The following is a 16,581-nucleotide window of genomic DNA, read 5'->3' on the forward strand; positions in this document are numbered from 1 at the left end:
CGCACCGGGCCATGGCCCGGTGCCTTGCGTGGCTTTAAACCGGCAATTCATTACTTACGCTGCTTTTGATCGGGGGCAATGCAATGAGCGATAACAAAAACAAGATTACTCAAGCGAACCATGAATTCAGTTTTCCTCGTCGGGACTTCCTCAAATACAGCGCCGCTGCTGCGGCCGTAGCGGGGGCGTTTTCCATGGGGTTGCCGATGGGGGCTTTTGCGCAAGAAGCGACGCCAAAACCCGGCGGCGTGTTGCGCCTCGGCCTGGCGGGCGGCAGCACCACCGATTCGAAAGATCCCGGCTCCTGGAGCGACACCTTCACCTTCGTCGGCTTTTCGGCGGTCTATAACACCCTGACCGAAATCTCGGTGGACGGCAGCGCGATTCCGGAGCTGGCCGAGAGCTGGACGTCGACCCCGGATGCGCGCATCTGGACCTTCAAATTGCGCCCGGGCGTGACCTTCCACAACGGCAAAACCCTGACCGCCGAAGACGTGGTCGCCTCGATCCAGCATCACCTCGGCGAAAAATCGACTTCGGCAGCCAAGACTGTGTTGGGCGATGTGGCCAAGGTCAGCGCCCAAGGCAGCGACAGCGTGGTGTTCGAATTGCATTCGGGCAACGCCGATTTCGCCTATGTCGTCGCCGATTACCACTTGGTGATCATGCCGGCGAAGGACGGCGTGCCGGATTGGCAGGCAGGTGTCGGCACCGGCGGTTATCGCCTCAAGGACTTCGAACCGGGCGTTCGCATGGGCCTGGAACGCAGCCCCGATTACTGGAAAGCGGGGCGCGCGCATTTCGCCAGCGCCGAATTGATCGCGATCTCCGACGGCGCGGCGCGGATCAATGCGCTGGTCACCGGGCAAGTCGATGTGATCAACAAGGTCGACCTGAAAACCGTGGCCTTGCTCAAGCGGAATCCGAACCTGGTGATCGAAGAAACCAAAGGCGCCCAGCACTACACCTTCCCGATGTTGTGCGACAGCCAGCAGTTCCAGAACAGCAACATTCGCCTGGCCATGAAGCACGCGATCAATCGTGAAACGCTGCTGGCCTCGGTGCTGCATGGCTACGGTCTGGTGGGCAACGATCATCCGATCCAGCCGGGCAGCCGTTTCATCAACAGCGCGCTGGAGCAGCGTGCTTACGACCCGGACAAGTCGCGGTTTTACCTGCGCCAGGCCGGTGTCGATTCGCTCAAGGTCAAGCTGCAAGCCTCCGACGCAGCGTACGCCGGGGCGGTGGATGCGTCCGTGCTGTTCAAGGAGCAGGCGCGTCAGGCCGGGATCGATATCGATGTGGTTCGTGAGCCGGCGGACGGGTTTTTCTCCAACGTCTGGATGAAGCAACCGTTCACCACCTCGTTCTGGTACAGCAGCCTGACCGCCGACCGGATGTTCAGCATCGGTTACGCCAAGGGCGCGGCGTGGAACGAAACTCATTGGGACAACCCGCGCTTCAACCAGCTGCTGAATACCGCCCGTGGCGAGATGAACGACCCGCTGCGCCGTGAGATGTACAACGAAATGCAGGCGCTGTGCCGCGACGATGGCGGGGCGATTGTGCCGTTGTTTGCGAGCTCGGTGGCGGCACGTTCGAATCGCGTCGCGCACGGCGGCCAGACTGCGCCTTACGGCGAACTGGACGGCCTGCGCGTGATCGAGCGCTGGTGGCAGGCGTAAAGGGTTTTTGTAGCAGCTGGCGAAGCCTGCGTCCGGCTGCGAAGCAGTCGTGAATTCAGTGCATGCGGTGTTTCAGGTAAATCGAGCAAACAGGGTTTACGACTGCTACGCAGCCGGACGCAGGCTTCGCCAGCTGCTACCGGGTCGAGTAACGGCGTAAATGCCTGTCGGCTACAACGAGGAACTTTGCGGTGAATAGTATTTTCAAGTTGCTCCTGCAGCGCCTGGCCCTAGGCCTGCTATCGCTCTTCGCGGTATCCGTCATCATCTTCCTCGCCGTCGGCATGCTCCCGGGTGATATCGCCCAGGCCATGCTCGGCCAATCCGCCACCCCGGAAACCGTTGCCGCATTTCGCACGCAACTGGGACTGGACCTGCCACCGCTGACCCGCTTCGGTCACTGGATCTGGCACCTGCTGCAAGGTGATCTCGGCGTCTCGCTGGCCAATCAGCGGCCCATCGCCGATCTGGTTGCCTCGCGCCTGGGCAACACCTTCAGTCTGGCGGCGCTGGCGGCATTGGTTTCGGTGCCGCTCGCGTTGTTGCTGGGGATGCTCGCAGCGTTGTACCGCAACAGCTGGTTCGACCGTTTGCTCAACACCAGCGCCCTGAGCGCGGTGTCGTTTCCGGAGTTCTTCGTCGCCTACATCCTGATCCTGGTGTTCGCGGTGAAGCTCAACTGGTTCCCGAGCATTTCCAACCTGACCCCGGACGCCTCGTTCGGCAGCGTGCTGGAACGCTCGGTGCTGCCGGTCGCGACCCTGAGCCTGGTGGTGATCGCGCAGATGATGCGTATGACCCGCGCATCCCTGATCAACCTGCTGGCCAGCCCCTACATCGAAATGGCCCGGCTCAAGGGCATCAGCCAGTCGCGGATCATCTTTCGTCATGCGTTGCCCAACGCGTTGGCGCCGATCGTTAACGTGGTGGCGCTGAACCTAGCGTACCTGGTGGTCGGCGTGGTGGTGGTCGAGGTGGTGTTCGTCTACCCGGGGCTCGGCCAATTGCTGGTGGACTCGGTGGCCAAGCGCGACATCCCGGTGGTTCAGGCATGCAGCCTGATCTTCGCGGCGACGTACATCCTGCTCAATACCACGGCGGATGTGCTGTCCATCGCCAGCAATCCACGCCTGATGCATCCGAAGGGGTAGAACATGAACCTGCTCAAACAATTAGTGCGGGCGCCGTTGAGCGCCCAGTTCGGAATACTGGTGATCATCCTCTACATCCTCGTGGCGCTGTTCGCCCCGTTGCTGGCGCCGTACGGCGAAACCCAAGTGGTGGGCGAAGGCTTCGCACCGTGGAGCGGCGAGTTTCTGCTGGGCACCGATAACCTCGGTCGCGACATGTTCAGCCGTCTGGTCTATGGCGCGCGCAACACCTTGGGCATTGCCTTCCTGACCACGGTGCTGGCGTTCCTGCTCGGCGGCTTGAGCGGGTTGGTCGCGGCGATCAAGGGTGGTTGGGTCGATCAGGGATTGTCGCGGATCGTCGATATTCTGATGGCGATTCCGCAGCTGATCTTCGCTTTGCTGATCCTCAGCGTGGTCGGCACCACGGCGACGTCGCTGGTGCTGGTGATCGCGCTGCTGGACGCGACGCGGGTGTTTCGCCTGTCGCGGGCGGTGGCGATGAACGTGGTGGTGCAGGACTTCGTCGAAGCTGCGCGTTTACGCGGTGAAGGCCTGTGGTGGCTGGTGACCCGCGAGGTGTTGCCCAACGCTGCCGCGCCGCTGATTGCCGAGTTCGGCCTGCGTTTTTGCTTTGTGTTTTTGTTCATCAGCGCGCTGTCGTTTCTCGGCCTGGGCATTCAACCGCCCACCGCCGATTGGGGCAGCATGGTTCGCGACAACGCGGTGCTGATTACCTTCGGCGACATCAGCCCGTTGCTGCCCGCCCTGGCCGTGGCGTTGATCACGGTCAGCGTCAACTTCGTCGTTGACTGGATGCTGCACAAATCCAGCGGCCTCAAGGAGTGCTGAACATGAACGCGATTACTAATGAAAAACCGCTGCTGGAAATCCGCGACCTGCACATCGAAGGCCATTACGAAGACGCCTGGCATCCGCTGATCAAGGGCATCGACCTGACCCTGCAACGCGGCGAAGTGCTGGGGCTGATTGGCGAATCGGGAGCCGGAAAATCCACACTGGGTCTGGCCGCTATGGGCTATACCCGCGACGGTTGCCGGATCACCGGCGGCTCGGTGCAATTTGACGGAATCGACCTGCTGCGCGCCAAACCCGAAGCGCTGCGCAAACTGCGTGGCTTGCGCATTGCCTATGTCGCACAAAGCGCTGCAGCGTCGTTCAACCCGGCCCACCGACTGATTGATCAGCACGTGGAAACCGCCGTCAAAAACGGTGGCATGAGCCGGGCCCAGGCGATGGCCGAAGCGGTGGAGTTGTATCGGGTGCTGCGCCTGCCCAATCCGGAGCAGATTGGCCAGCGATACCCGCATCAGGTGTCCGGCGGGCAGTTGCAACGGGTCATGACCGCGATGGCCATGGCTTGCCACCCGGACTTGATCATATTTGACGAGCCGACCACCGCCCTCGACGTCACCACGCAGATTGAAGTGTTGGCGGCCATTCGCGATGCGGTAGCCACGTACGGCAGTGCGGCGATTTACATCAGCCATGACCTGGCGGTGGTCGCGCAAATGGCCGATCGCATCATGGTGCTGCGCCACGGCAAACTGGTGGAAGAGGCCGAGACCCGCAAGATGCTCGGCGACCCACAGGAGGATTACACCAAGTCATTGTGGGCGGTTCGCAGCTTCCACACCGAACCGAAACCGTGCCCGCAGCAGGAAAAACCGCTGCTGGAGTTGCAGCAAAGCTGCGCCAGTTACGGTCATCAACCGGTTCTGCATGATATCTCGCTGAGCTTGTATCGCGGCCAGACCCTGGCGGTGATCGGCGAGTCTGGCAGCGGCAAAAGCTCCACGGCGCGTTTGATCACCGGCTTGTTGCCGCCAACGTCGGGTCAGGTGCTGTATGACGGCGAGGCGCTGCCGGCTGACTTTCGCCAGCGCAGCAAGGAGCAACTGCGGCGTATCCAGATGATCTACCAAATTCCCGATACGGCACTGAACCCGCGTCAGCGCATCGTCGACATCATCGGTCGGCCGCTGACCTTTTACCTCGGCCTCAAAGGCAAGGCGATGCGTGCGCGGGTGGCCGAGTTGCTGGAAATGATCGAACTCGACCCGGCGACGTTCATGGAGCGCCAACCCCGCGAACTGTCCGGTGGTCAGAAGCAACGCGTGTGCATTGCCCGGGCCTTGGCGGCCGATCCACAATTGATCATTTGCGATGAAGTGACCTCGGCGCTGGACCAATTGGTGGCCGAAGGCGTGCTGAAACTGCTCAACCGGATACAACAGCAACTGGGCGTCGCTTATCTGTTCATCACTCACGATGTCGCTACCGTCCGGGCCATTGCCGATGAGGTGCTGGTGATGCAGCGGGGCAGGGTGGTCGACCATGGTTCACGCAGCGCCATCTTCACGCCGCCGCATCAGGATTACACCGGGCTGCTGTTTTCATCCGAACCGCAAATGGACCCCGACTGGCTCGACCGGTTGCTGGCCGCGCGCGCGTTACCGACTTCAAACTCAACGCTGGTAAATGTTTAAGGAATTGTCATGAAAGTATTGATCGTCCACGCTCATCCAGAGCCGAAATCCTTTACCGCCGCGTTGCGCGACCAGGCTGTCTCGACCCTAGAATCTCAAGGGCATGAGGTCCAGGTCAGCGACTTGTACGCGATGAACTGGAACCCGGTGGCCAGCGCCGATGATTTTTCTTCACGGGAGAACCCGGAATACCTGGTGTATGCGCTGGAACAACGTCTAGGTGTGAAAAGTCAGTCGCTGGCGCCGGATATCCAGCAAGAGCTCGACAAATTGCTGTGGGCTGACTTGCTGATCCTCAATTTTCCGATTTTCTGGTTCTCGGCCCCGGCCATGCTCAAGGGCTGGATTGATCGGGTGCTGGTGTCCGGGGTTTGCTATGGCGGTAAGCGCTTTTACGATCAGGGCGGGTTGAGCGGCAAGAAGGCGCTGGTCACTGTCACCCTGGGCGGGCGCGAGCACATGTTCGGTGATGGCGCGATTCATGGTCCGCTGGAAGACATGCTACGGCCGATCCTGCGTGGCACGCTGGCGTATGTCGGCCTCGACGTGCTGCAACCATTCGTGGCCTGGCACGTGCCGTACATCAGCGACGAGGCTCGCCAGGAATTCCTGAAGAACTATCAGCAACGACTGGAGCACGTGAGCGATGACCAGCCGATGCAGTTTCCGCGTTTGGCTCAATTTGATGAGGCGTTGTATCCGTTGCCTGTCTGAAGCGGGTTTTTACCCAGGCATTTGATGGTGTTCTTTGCGGCCCCATCGCGAGCAGGCTCACTCCCACAGGTTTTGCGGATGACGCAAATCCACTGTGGGAGCGAGCCTGCTCGCGAAGGGGCCACTGAATCCAGCCCAAAAAATCAATGGATAACCGCATGCCCAAGCCAAACACCTCGGGCATTGGCTATCAGGCTTAGATCTCCTTCACCGGCGTTTCCCCCTCAACACCTTTGATCAACCCGATGGCGTGCAGGCAATCGGCCTTGTTCACATACGACTCGCCGCTGGCGATGGTCTCGTGATTCCCCGCCCTCAGGCGCCAGCGCCATTGTCCTTTGCCGGTGCTCGGGGTGCCCTTGGATTGCCTGTAAATCTCGAAATACATACTGCTCGCTCCATGCGATGGGTTATTGCGACAACCTGTGTGACGCGTCGGGGGCAAGCCTAGCGGAGCTGGCTTTTTTGGCCACCGGGCATTTGTTTCCAGGCATTTGAAAATATTTCTGCCGACGCCGGCGGGCCGGTGGGAATGGCCAAAACCCCCTCGGATTCGCCCTTGCATCACCACCCTCGGTCCTGCTTAATACGACTCGGCTCATGGCGTCGAGAAACCGGCGACAGCCCCGGATTGTAGAAAAACCACTATAAAAAAGAGCAATCAATTGACTCATCAGCACGGAACGCAACTGACCGGGCCTCTGGCGTTATCGCTCGTCATCCCGGTGTTCAATGAAGCAGCCACCGTCGATTTGTTCATCGCGCGGATTAATAACGTCTTCAAGGATGAAGTGCTGATTGATCTGGAGATGGTGTTCGTCAATGACGGCAGCACCGACACCACACTGGACCTGTTGCTGGAACGCCAACTGACGGACCCGCGCTTGCGCATCGTCGATCTGAGCCGCAATTTCGGCAAGGAAGCGGCGTTAACCGCGGGTTTGCAGACCGCCACCGGCCAGGTCGTGGTGCCGATCGACGTTGATTTGCAGGACCCGCCGGAGGTCATTCTCGAGATGATTGCCCGCTGGCGTGAAGGCTTTGAAGTGGTGCTGGGCCATCGCGTGAGTCGTAAAACCGATTCCTGGGCCAAGCAGACCTCAGCCAACTGGTTCTACCGCCTGCACAACAAAATCGCCGAGCAACACCTGCCGGAAAATGTCGGTGACTTCCGGCTCATGGACCGCTGCGTGATCGATGCCTTGCAGACCTTGCCCGAATCCCGGCGCTTCATGAAAGGCCTGTTCGCCTGGGTCGGTTTTCGCACCACCCACGTCAACTACGAACGTCCTGAGCGGGCGGCCGGAGCGACCAAGTTCAATGGCTGGCGGTTATGGAACTTCGCCCTGGAGGGCATCACCAGTTTCAGCACCGAACCGCTGCGGATCTGGACCTACCTCGGGCTGCTCGTTTCGCTGATTTCCTTCTCGTTCGCCATCTTCATCATATTGCGCACCCTGATTTCCGGTATCGACCTTCCGGGTTATGCCTCGCTGATGGTGGCGGTCACCTTTCTGGGTGGCCTGCAATTGATCGGCATCGGTGTGCTGGGTGAATACCTGGGCCGAACCTACATCGAATCCAAACGCCGACCGGTGTATCTGGTGCGGCGTGTCTATGACCCCAAGGACTGAACCGTGGATCTCAAGGAAACCGACATTCTCGGTTCAAGCATCGATCAGCATTGGTATTACGCCTCCAAAGCGGCGGCGACCACGCGGTTGCTCGGCAGCACCCCGTTCAAGAAAATTCTCGATGTGGGCGCAGGCTCCGGGTTCTTTACTCACCATCTTCTGAGTCATTCATCGGCTGATGAAGCGTGGTGCGTGGACATCAGTTACGACGCCGACTCGGACGCCGGCACCGCCGGCAAACCGGTGCATTACCGTCGCGCCATCGATGCGGTGGACGCCGACCTGGTGTTGCTGATGGACGTGCTGGAGCATGTCGACGACGACGTCGGGTTGCTCAAGGCCTATGTCGACAAAGTCCCGTCCGGCAGCCGGTTCCTGATGACGGTGCCGGCGTTCCGGTTTCTGTGGAGCGGGCACGACGAGTTTCTCGAACACAAACGCCGCTACACCTTGGCGCAACTGGAAACCGTGGCCCGGGACGCCGGATTGACGGTGCAGCAGGGCGCTTACTACTTCGGCCTGGTATTCCCGATTGCCGCCACGTTGCGATTGCTGCCCCAAGGCGCGCAACCCTCGCCGCCGCGTTCGCAACTCAAGCGCCATCACCCGCTGGTGAATACGCTGTTGAAGTCCTTGTGCCGCATCGAGTTGCCGTTCATGAACGCCAATCGTCTGGCCGGGTTGACGGTGTTTGTACTGGCGCAGAAACCGTGACGTCAGCCGAAAAATCCGCCCTGATCCAGCGTGGCCTGCGCTTTGCCGTGACCGGGTTGTTCGTCACGGCCTTGCATGCGCTGGTGGCCGTGCTGTTCATCAATTACGTGTTGCCATTGCCGCCGTTGGCCAATGGCGTGGCGTTTGCCGTGGCGACCGTGGTGTCCTACGTGATCAATACCACCTGGAGTTTTTCCGCGCGGTTGCACGGACGGACACTGCTGCGTTTCATGATGGTGTCCGTTGCCGGATTTCTGCTGGCGATGCTGGTGGCCTGGGCCGCGCAAATGGCCGGCCTGCATTATTTGCTGGGGATTGGCGCGGTGGCGCTGACCATTCCGGCCTTCACCTTTGTACTGCATAACTTCTGGACGTATCGATGAAGGACTTGGCTAAGCGGCTGCCGATCAACCTGTTGCCTTTGTTGATCGGTGTTCTAGCCTTTTTCATCGTCGTTGGGCCAAGGGCGCTGAACCCTCAAAACATTGCATGGCTGGGCAACGGTGATCCGGCGACGCATTACCTGGGCTGGGTGTTTTTCCGGCAGTCACCCTGGGCCTTTCCAATCGGGCTCAATCCTTCCTATGGACTGGAATTGGCCAATGGCATCATTTTTTCTGATTCCAATCCGCTGCTTGCTTTGCTGTTCAAACCGTTCGCCTCACTGTTGCCAATGCCTTTCCAGTACTTCGGACTCTGGTTCCTGACCTGCTTCGTTTTGCAGGCCTGGTTTGCCTGGAAACTGGTGGGGCTGGTGTCGACCCATGTGGGTGTTCGTGCCGTGAGTACGGCGTTGTTTCTGTTTGTTCCACCCATGATCATGCGCATGCCTTTCCATTTGTCCCTGGGCGGGCATTTTCTGGTTCTGGCCTCGTTGTATCTGGCGCTGCATCCGCAATTGCGTCGTCGACGCTTGGCCTGGGGGTCGTTGCTGGCGGCGGCTGCGTTGATCCATGCGTATTTTCTGGCGATGGTGGCCGTGATCTGGATCGCCGATCTCACGGCAGGCTATTTCAGGAAAAAACTGACGCTGCAGTCTGCTGCCATCGAATTGATCGGGCTTTTTTCGCTGGTCAGTTTTTGCTGCTGGCAGGCGGGCTATTTTTCGGTGGGCGGGGACGGCGCGATATCGGCCGGTTTTGGTCTGTACGCCATGAATCTGCTGTCACTGATAGATCCCGGGAACTGGTCGGGGCAGTGGTCCTATGTACTGAAGGATTTACCCGGCGTTCAAGGGCTCGGCGATGTTGAAGGGTTTCTTTTTCTGGGCCTTGGGCTGATGACGCTGGGCGTTTGCGCACTGGTGGGGTTGCTTCAAGGCAATACCGGTTTTTTCCTGCGACTGCGGCGGTGGCCACTGTTGCTGGCGGCGCTGGTGGGGCTGAGCCTGTTTTCGATTTCTAACCATGTGGCAATGGGTTCGCTCGAATTGACCTATCCACTGCCACCCTTGGTGATTTCAATCGCCAACATCTTCCGTGCGTCAGGGCGGATGTTCTGGCCGGTCTACTACGCGATAATCTTCGCCATCATTTTCCTGGTGATTCGCGCCAATACCCCGCGCACTGCCGTGAGTCTGTTGTCCCTGGCGTTGCTGATCCAGGTGCTCGATACCCACGCCGGCTGGATAGGCGTGCGCAAACAATTGATGGTTGAACCGGCGTCGAAGTGGGTGTCGCCCATGGTCGACCCGTTCTGGAACAGTGCTGCGACCCATTACCGGAACATTCGCTGGATCGTTCCGCAGAATCTGTCCCCGAAGTGGATGTCGGTGGCTGATTTTGCCGGTGCCCATGGCCTTGCCACGAATGCCGTTTACCTGGGGCGGATGGACACGGCCAACTGGATCAAATCCGAGCAGGAGACGGCGCGTGAAATGGCCTCGGGCAAGTATGCCGCCGACTCGTTGTACCTGCTCGATGAGCGGGCGTTGATCCAGGCGGTGAGAAACGTTGATACCCGAACGGACCTCTTCGCCAGGATTGACGGGTTCACGGTGCTGGCCCCAGGCTGGAAACAATGCAGCACGTGTTTGCAGCTGGCCTCGCAAATCAACCCGCTGGATCTTGTGCCCTCCGTCGAGCCCGGACAAAAGACGCTGTTCAATTACGGCGGCAAGGGCGGGGCATTGCTCGCCAATGGATGGTCCGAGCCAGAACTCTGGGGCACCTGGTCGAAAAGTCCCGACGCCGAAGTGATGTTCCGCGTCCCGACGTCCGTGCATTCCTTACGTCTGGAAGCCACGGCGTTCCTGCCGCCGGGGCATGCGCGGCAAAGTGTCGTCATCAACATCAATGGCGTACCGGCCGTGAATACCCGGCTTGAACAGGCTGATGGCAACATCATCGATGTGGCCCTTACGGCCGAGATGCAGCGACGGGTGTCGAGTCAGGGGGTGTTGATTGTGCAATTGCAGTTCGCCGATGCCGTCAGCCCGAAACAGTTCGGGATGGGGCCGGACGTTCGACCGCTTGCCTTCGGATTGAAATCCTTGACCGTCAATTGATGTCCGCTGGACATAGACGCCTCCTTCGGGCCTTTCTACACTGCCTCAAGTGTTGGGGACCGGGGGCAAGGAATGAATCGTAATGAACTGCGCAAGGCGGACATCAACCTGATGGTGGTGTTCGAATCGTTGATGCTTGAGCGCAACGTGACGCGGGTGGCGGAGAAGCTGTTTCTCGGTCAACCGACCATCAGCTCCGCGCTCAACCGCTTGCGGACGATGTTCAACGATCCACTGTTCATCCGCGTCGGCCACCGCATGGAGCCGACAGCCCGCGCCGAGGAGTTGATTCAATACCTGTCGCCAGCGCTGGATTCGCTGTCGATGGCATTAAGCCTGACCCACGATTTCGACCCGGCCAGCAGCACCATGACGTTTCGCATCGGGCTGTCGGATGACGTCGAGTTCGGACTGCTCCCGCCGCTCCTGCGCGCCTTGCGCCAAGAAGCCCCGAAGGTGGTGTTTGTGGTTCAGCATGTCGATTACTGGCGCATTCCCGATTTGCTGGCGGCCGGCGACATCACCGTGGGCATCAGCCAGACCCGTGGCCTGCCGGCCAACGCCAAGCGCAAGTTGTTGCGGCACATCATGCCGAGCATCCTGCGCGCCGATGCGTCCGACACACCGCTGACGCTCGATGAATATTGCTCACGCCCTCATGTGTTGGTTTCCCACACCGCGAACGTCAGTGGTTACGCCGATGAGTGGCTGGCGGAGATAGGGCGTACGCGCCAGGTCGTCCTTTCCGTGCCGCAATACAGCTCGTTGCCGGCCTTGCTCGCCGGCACCGATTTGATTGCCAGTTTGCCCGATTACGCGGCCGAAGCCATGGCGGCATCCGGTTTGCTGTTCAAGGAACCGTTCCCGTTCAAGACCCCGACCCTTGACCTGTCGATGGTCTGGCTCAGCCATGTCGATACCGACCCCGCCGAACGCTGGTTGCGTTCGCGTCTGGAAGTGTTCATGAGTGAGCGCTCGCCATTGCCGCAGCCCCAGTGAGTAAGACGGCGCTGTGTTATACGTAGGATCTTTCTGCCCTCTATCTGGAGCCGCCACATGCCACACCTGCACATGGAATACACCGCCAATCTGCCCGAGCTGAACGCCGACGTGGCATTGATCCGACTCAATAATGCCTTGGTGGCTTCCGGTCAGTTTGCTGCGGAGTCCGACATCAAGAGCCGAGCACTGAAGGTCGAGACCTTCAAGGTCGGTACTGCGTTGAGTGAACGGGCGTTTGTGCATGTGAAGCTGGCATTGTTGAGTGGTCGCTCACCGCAGATTAAACAGCAGCTGTCCGAAAGCCTGCTGACGGTGGTCCAGGACCTGTGCGAATGGCCTGCCGAGGTGGAAGTGCAGCTGTGCGTGGAAATCCTCGATATCGATCGCGAGTCCTACACCAAGACCGCCATCAGCGGCTGAATCTCAGGCCATTGCCTGCTCGGCGCAAACGTCGATCACCTGCTCGCGCAGCCAGGTGTTGGCACTGTCCTGATCGGCGCTTTGACTCCACTGCATGTCCAGGGTGAAACCCGGCAGGCCGTTGGGGGCTTCGCAATGATTGAAGATTGCCTCGTTGGCCAGCAATTGCTGGATACGGCGGGGCAGAGTCAGGATGTAGTCGGTGCCAGTGATCATCTTCAATGCCGCGCTGTAGCTGTTGGCACGCGCGACAATCTGTCGTTTGTGCGCCTGTTGCGCCAGCCAGCCGTCGACCATGTTGGTGCTGGACGTCCATGGGGTTGGAAACACATGCCGGCGTTGCACAAAGGCTTGCAGGCTTAACCGCGGCTCCAGCGGCGTGGCGCGTTTGTCGAACACGCAAACCAAGTCATCTTCCAGTAACAGCCGGGATTTGAAGTCGGTGTGGCTGCGATGGAAATTCGGGCCGAAACAGATCGCCAGGTCGAGACGGCCATCGCGCAACTCGTCGGCCGGGATGTCGGTTTCGAACTTGTACATGTTGACCATCACCGGCAGGTCGGCGAAATCGAAGCGCTTGAGCAGACGCGGCAAAATCAGCTGCTCGAAATACTCCGGCGCGCAAATATTGAAGGTCACTGCGTGCAGGGTCGGGTCAAATGCCGGGGCGCTGGCGTGGCACAGGTTGATGCTTTCGAGGATTTTCAGCACAGGCGTGTACATGGTGCTGGCTTTGTAGGTGGGGCGCATACCGGTGCGGGTTTTGATGAACAACTCGTCGTCAAAACCGGTACGCAGCTTTTTCAGGCAGTAACTCACCGTGGACTGGCTGACGCAGAGCGCCTCCGACACACCGGTGACGCTGCTTTGCTCGTACACGGCGACAAACACCATGAGGTCCTGCATATCGAGCTTTCTAAGCAAGTTACTGTTCAGCATCCGTTCTGTCTCGCTGTGCTCCTTGCGCTGACAGTGCGCAAACGTGTGCGAAAGATCCTAACGGAACGATGGTGCCAAGAGAATGCCCTGTAGGAAGTTTCTACTCCGATCAGCGGATGTGTTGGCTGTAATGCCGCGGGTTGAAGCGCAGGACCATCAGGATCATCAACCCCATGACCCCGGTCAGCGCCCACCAGGCCCATTCGAAACTGCCCAGTTGATCGCGAATCATCCCTGCCATTAGCGGTGAGAGGCCGGCGATCAAGTACCCGATGCCTTGCACGAATGCCGTCAGGGCGCCGGCGCGTTGCGGATTGTCGAGGTGATCCAGCGACACAATCAGGCTCATCGGGAACAGCCCGCCGATGCCGAGCCCCAGCAGGCACGGCCAGAGCAGGCTCAGCTGTTGTGGGCAGAGAATCAGCCCGCAGAAACCGGCCATGATCAGTGCCAGCAACACCACCAGCACCAGACGCCGGTCACGGCTGCGATTGGCAATGGCAGGCGTTACCAGCCCGGATAACACTTCCATGGCCGTCAAAAAGCCAAGCAACAAACCGGCGTGTTGTTCGCTCCAGCCCTTTTCCACGTAGTACGGCGCGAGCCACGCCAATACGCAGGTGTAAGACGCGGTGCCCAAACCGAAGAAGATTGCGAGTAACCAGGCGCGGGAATTGGCAAAGAAGCTCGGCTGGCGGGCTGATTGCGTCGGGCGAGCCGTTGATCCACCGCGCTGGCCAGACCACAACAGCAGGGCCACCACGGCCAGCGCCGCCCATATCGCCAGGCCGATGCGCCAGCTGCCGGTTTGGTTCATGACCAGCGGCGCAAACGAGGCCGCAATCGCCGCGCCGCCCATGATCGACGTGACATAGAGCCCCATGCACATGGCGACGTTGTCACTGAACCGGGCTTTGATCAGTGCCGGCATCAGGGCCTGGATTAGCGCAATACCGATACCTGCCAGCACCGCACTGAGGATCAGTTCGGCGGCTGAATCGAGAAACAGCCGCGACGTAGTGGCCACGCCAATGATCAACAGCGACAGCACCACCGTGCGCTGTTCGCCGAGGCGTTGGCTCACCCGCAAGCCGAAAAACATCGCCAAGCCCATGGCCATGACCGGCAGCATCGTCAGCAGTGAGGCCAAGCTGAAACTCAGCGCAATGTCCGCGCGAATCGACGACAGCAAAGGCCCGACCGCCGCCATCGATGGACGCAGGTTAAGGGCGACGAGCATGATGCTGAACATCAGCCAAAGGGCAGGGCGGGTCGTAGCGCGAACGTTTTCCATCAAACAGGCCTTCAAAAACAAGGCCTCGATTAGGCGCGCAATGGCTGGCGGCGGCAAATCAGATAATCCCCGGCACTATTTAAAAATTAAATACTTCAGCCACACCACAGATCCCCCCTGTAGGAGCCGAGCTTGCTCGCGATGGCGGTGCGATAGTCGATATTCATGGTGACTGACACGATGCCATCGCGAGCAAGCTCGGCTCCTACAGGGTTGGACGGTGCATGGGAGATGATTGTTTAGCCAACCCGCAACCAAAGTTCTTCAAATCCAGATTTAAAGACCTGACCGCCCGTGTGACGCTGCCACTCATCTGTCCTCTACGGTTTTACCTATGGGCGATTGTCCCGTCGCACTTCCCTCCGAGTTGGCCTTCTGGGCGCTGTGGCACTGTCGTCACGCACGCCCACCGGATTCCTGCATTTCCCGTTGATTGTTCTGACAGGTCCGGCGCCCGGCGCTGGATCACATCGGCGACGCCTGCGCGTTTGCCTGACGCGGAAAAAAGAGAATTCCCATGAGTTGCGCCACGACATCGTTCGCCTCCCCGCAAGAAGCCCTGACCTTTCTCGAACAGAACCCGGATATTGAAATGTTCGAACTGTTCATCCTCGACAACAACGGCGTGCCCCGGGGCAAGTTGTTGCATCGCGATGAACTTCTGGCGGTGTACGACAGCGGCCGGCCGTTGCCGAGCACCATTCTTGGCCTGACCATTAATGGCGATGACGTGGAAAACTCCGGACTGGTCTGGGATGTCGGCGATATTGACTGCCGCGCCTATCCGGTCAGCGGTAGTCTGACGCGCATGCCGTGGCGGTTGATTCCCACGGCAGCGGTGCAAGTCAGCATGCATCCGAAAGAAGGCATGCCGGCGACGATCGCCGACCCTCGGCACTTGTTGGCGAAAGTGATCGAAGGCTTGCAGGCGGACGGTTATTACCCGGTCATGGCTGCAGAGCTTGAGTTTTATCTGCTGGATCAGCAGCGCGACAGCCAGGGGCGACCGCAACCGGCGCGGGATGTCGATGGCGGGCGGCCGCGCACGACGCAAGTCTACGGTTTACGTGAGCTGGAGCAGATCGAGCCGTTTCTGGCTGATCTCTACAGTGCCTGCAAGTTGCAGGGGATTCCGGCGCGTACGGCGATTTCCGAATATGCGCCGGGCCAAGTGGAAATTACCCTCGAACACCGCACCGACGCCCTACAGGCGATGGACGAAGCAGTGCGCTACAAACGGCTGGTCAAGGGCGTGGCCCACAAGCACGGGATGACCGCCTGCTTCATGGCCAAACCCTTCGACGACCTGGCGGGCACCGGGATGCACATGCACGTCAGCCTGGCGGACAAGGAGGGCAACAACCTGTTCGCCAGCGAAGCGCCGGACGGTACACCGCTGCTCAGGCAAGCCGTCGGTGGGATGCTCAGCACCTTGCTCGATTCGTTGCTGTTGTTCTGCCCGAATGCCAACTCCTACCGTCGATTCCAGACCAACAGCTACGCTCCCCTGGCGGCGACCTGGGGCGTGGATAACCGCACGGTGAGCTTGCGCGTGCCAGGCGGGCCGGCGTTCTCCCGGCACATCGAACACCGTATTTGTGGCGCCGACGCCAACCCGTACCTGGCCGCTGCGGCGATCCTGGCCGGTATCCATCGCGGTATCCGCGAACAACTCGACCCGGGTGCGCCGGTGGAAGGCAATGGATACGCCCAGGCCACGGAATTGCTTCCGACCGATTGGCTGACCACGTTGCGCGCACTGGAAGGTTCGACCTGGGCGCGTGAAGCGTTCGGACAACCTTTCCTTGGCGTTTACCTGGCGGTGAAACGCGCCGAGTACCGACAGTTCATGGGCGAGGTCGGTGAGCAGGATTGGCGCTGGTATCTGCATCAGGCCTGAACAAGGTCTGAACCAGTCTCAAAGGGTCAAGACGTTGGTCGCAGGTTTAATAAGCCAACTAATCGTTGGCTTCTTTTTCACAAAAAATTGATGGATGGGTGCCTAACATTGGTGTTGTCTCGGTCAATGAAAT

Annotated in this window: 15 protein-coding genes; 12 read left to right on the forward strand and 3 right to left on the reverse strand. The window is 59.7% G+C overall.

Translation table 11 applies throughout. The annotated features are described in order from the left end of the window. Nucleotides 1–83 precede the first annotated feature (83 nt). From KGB06_RS01390 to KGB06_RS01410, 5 genes are all read left to right on the forward strand, one after another. On the forward strand, nt 84–1,685 hold the full coding sequence (locus KGB06_RS01390) for an ABC transporter substrate-binding protein (protein ID WP_223511387.1): 1,602 nt from the start codon (nt 84–86) through the stop codon (nt 1,683–1,685). A gap of 191 nt (nt 1,686–1,876) precedes the next feature. Further along, complete coding sequence (locus KGB06_RS01395) at nt 1,877–2,836, forward strand: ABC transporter permease (RefSeq protein ID WP_223511388.1); 960 nt, start codon at nt 1,877–1,879, stop codon at nt 2,834–2,836. A 3-nt stretch (nt 2,837–2,839) separates the two neighbouring features. Then, entirely contained in the window at nt 2,840–3,667 is an 828-nt protein-coding gene (locus KGB06_RS01400; RefSeq protein WP_223511389.1) for an ABC transporter permease, read from the forward strand. 2 nt (nt 3,668–3,669) lie between these two features. Then, nucleotides 3,670–5,325 (forward strand): ABC transporter ATP-binding protein, encoded by a 1,656-nt coding sequence (locus KGB06_RS01405; protein WP_223511390.1) that lies wholly within the window; start codon nt 3,670–3,672, stop codon nt 5,323–5,325. A 9-nt stretch (nt 5,326–5,334) separates the two neighbouring features. Beyond that, nucleotides 5,335–6,039 (forward strand): NAD(P)H-dependent oxidoreductase, encoded by a 705-nt coding sequence (locus tag KGB06_RS01410; RefSeq protein ID WP_223511392.1) that lies wholly within the window; start codon nt 5,335–5,337, stop codon nt 6,037–6,039. Nucleotides 6,040–6,235: 196 nt separating this feature from the next. Here KGB06_RS01410 and KGB06_RS01415 read toward each other — a convergent pair whose 3' ends face one another. Next, entirely contained in the window at nt 6,236–6,427 is a 192-nt protein-coding gene (locus tag KGB06_RS01415; protein WP_010462174.1) for a YegP family protein, read from the reverse strand. Between the two features lie 277 nt (nt 6,428–6,704). Between KGB06_RS01415 and KGB06_RS01420 the strand changes: the two genes are divergently transcribed. From KGB06_RS01420 to KGB06_RS01445, 6 genes are all read left to right on the forward strand, one after another. Then, the gene (locus tag KGB06_RS01420; protein WP_223511393.1) at nt 6,705–7,673 is read left to right on the forward strand and encodes a glycosyltransferase family 2 protein; all 969 of its coding nucleotides are present in this window, start codon (nt 6,705–6,707) and stop codon (nt 7,671–7,673) included. Between the two features lie 3 nt (nt 7,674–7,676). Then, nucleotides 7,677–8,387: a class I SAM-dependent methyltransferase gene (locus KGB06_RS01425; protein WP_223511395.1), complete on the forward strand. Its 711-nt coding sequence runs from the start codon at nt 7,677–7,679 to the stop codon at nt 8,385–8,387. After that, nucleotides 8,384–8,770, forward strand: coding sequence for a GtrA family protein (locus KGB06_RS01430; protein ID WP_223511397.1), 387 nt, complete (start codon nt 8,384–8,386; stop codon nt 8,768–8,770). Before KGB06_RS01425 ends, KGB06_RS01430 begins: the two co-directional genes overlap by 4 nt. Continuing rightward, complete coding sequence (locus tag KGB06_RS01435) at nt 8,767–10,893, forward strand: DUF6311 domain-containing protein (protein WP_223511399.1); 2,127 nt, start codon at nt 8,767–8,769, stop codon at nt 10,891–10,893. Before KGB06_RS01430 ends, KGB06_RS01435 begins: the two co-directional genes overlap by 4 nt. Nucleotides 10,894–10,965: 72 nt before the next feature. Further along, complete coding sequence (locus tag KGB06_RS01440; RefSeq protein WP_223511400.1) at nt 10,966–11,892, forward strand: LysR substrate-binding domain-containing protein; 927 nt, start codon at nt 10,966–10,968, stop codon at nt 11,890–11,892. 57 nt (nt 11,893–11,949) lie between these two features. Continuing rightward, complete coding sequence (locus KGB06_RS01445; RefSeq protein ID WP_223511401.1) at nt 11,950–12,315, forward strand: 5-carboxymethyl-2-hydroxymuconate Delta-isomerase; 366 nt, start codon at nt 11,950–11,952, stop codon at nt 12,313–12,315. 3 nt (nt 12,316–12,318) lie between these two features. On the opposite strand, the gene KGB06_RS01450 is transcribed toward KGB06_RS01445, so the two are convergent. Together KGB06_RS01450 and KGB06_RS01455 are read right to left on the reverse strand one after the other, a co-directional pair. Beyond that, nucleotides 12,319–13,254: a LysR family transcriptional regulator gene (locus tag KGB06_RS01450; RefSeq protein ID WP_223511402.1), complete on the reverse strand. Its 936-nt coding sequence runs from the start codon at nt 13,252–13,254 to the stop codon at nt 12,319–12,321. Nucleotides 13,255–13,363: 109 nt separating this feature from the next. Continuing rightward, complete coding sequence (locus tag KGB06_RS01455) at nt 13,364–14,548, reverse strand: cyanate transporter (protein ID WP_223511403.1); 1,185 nt, start codon at nt 14,546–14,548, stop codon at nt 13,364–13,366. A gap of 517 nt (nt 14,549–15,065) precedes the next feature. Between KGB06_RS01455 and KGB06_RS01460 the strand changes: the two genes are divergently transcribed. Continuing rightward, nucleotides 15,066–16,448: a glutamine synthetase family protein gene (locus tag KGB06_RS01460; protein ID WP_223511404.1), complete on the forward strand. Its 1,383-nt coding sequence runs from the start codon at nt 15,066–15,068 to the stop codon at nt 16,446–16,448. The last annotated feature ends 133 nt before the right edge of the window (nt 16,449–16,581 follow it).

It is taken from the genome of Pseudomonas sp. GL-B-19, assembly GCF_019956415.1.
In the GTDB taxonomy this organism is placed as follows: domain Bacteria; phylum Pseudomonadota; class Gammaproteobacteria; order Pseudomonadales; family Pseudomonadaceae; genus Aquipseudomonas.

Excerpts from the sequence above, each read along its gene's own strand:
- KGB06_RS01390 (WP_223511387.1), top strand. The coding sequence starts at position 84 with ATGAGCGATAACAAAAACAAGATTACTCAAGCGAACCATGAATTCAGT.
- KGB06_RS01400 (WP_223511389.1), top strand. The coding sequence starts at position 2,840 with ATGAACCTGCTCAAACAATTAGTGCGGGCGCCGTTGAGCGCCCAGTTC.
- KGB06_RS01405 (WP_223511390.1), top strand. The coding sequence starts at position 3,670 with ATGAACGCGATTACTAATGAAAAACCGCTGCTGGAAATCCGCGACCTG.
- KGB06_RS01410 (WP_223511392.1), top strand. The coding sequence starts at position 5,335 with ATGAAAGTATTGATCGTCCACGCTCATCCAGAGCCGAAATCCTTTACC.
- KGB06_RS01415 (WP_010462174.1), bottom strand. The coding sequence starts at position 6,427 with ATGTATTTCGAGATTTACAGGCAATCCAAGGGCACCCCGAGCACCGGC.
- KGB06_RS01435 (WP_223511399.1), top strand. The coding sequence starts at position 8,767 with ATGAAGGACTTGGCTAAGCGGCTGCCGATCAACCTGTTGCCTTTGTTG.
- KGB06_RS01440 (WP_223511400.1), top strand. The coding sequence starts at position 10,966 with ATGAATCGTAATGAACTGCGCAAGGCGGACATCAACCTGATGGTGGTG.
- KGB06_RS01445 (WP_223511401.1), top strand. The coding sequence starts at position 11,950 with ATGCCACACCTGCACATGGAATACACCGCCAATCTGCCCGAGCTGAAC.
- KGB06_RS01450 (WP_223511402.1), bottom strand. The coding sequence starts at position 13,254 with ATGCTGAACAGTAACTTGCTTAGAAAGCTCGATATGCAGGACCTCATG.
- KGB06_RS01455 (WP_223511403.1), bottom strand. The coding sequence starts at position 14,548 with ATGGAAAACGTTCGCGCTACGACCCGCCCTGCCCTTTGGCTGATGTTC.
- KGB06_RS01460 (WP_223511404.1), top strand. The coding sequence starts at position 15,066 with ATGAGTTGCGCCACGACATCGTTCGCCTCCCCGCAAGAAGCCCTGACC.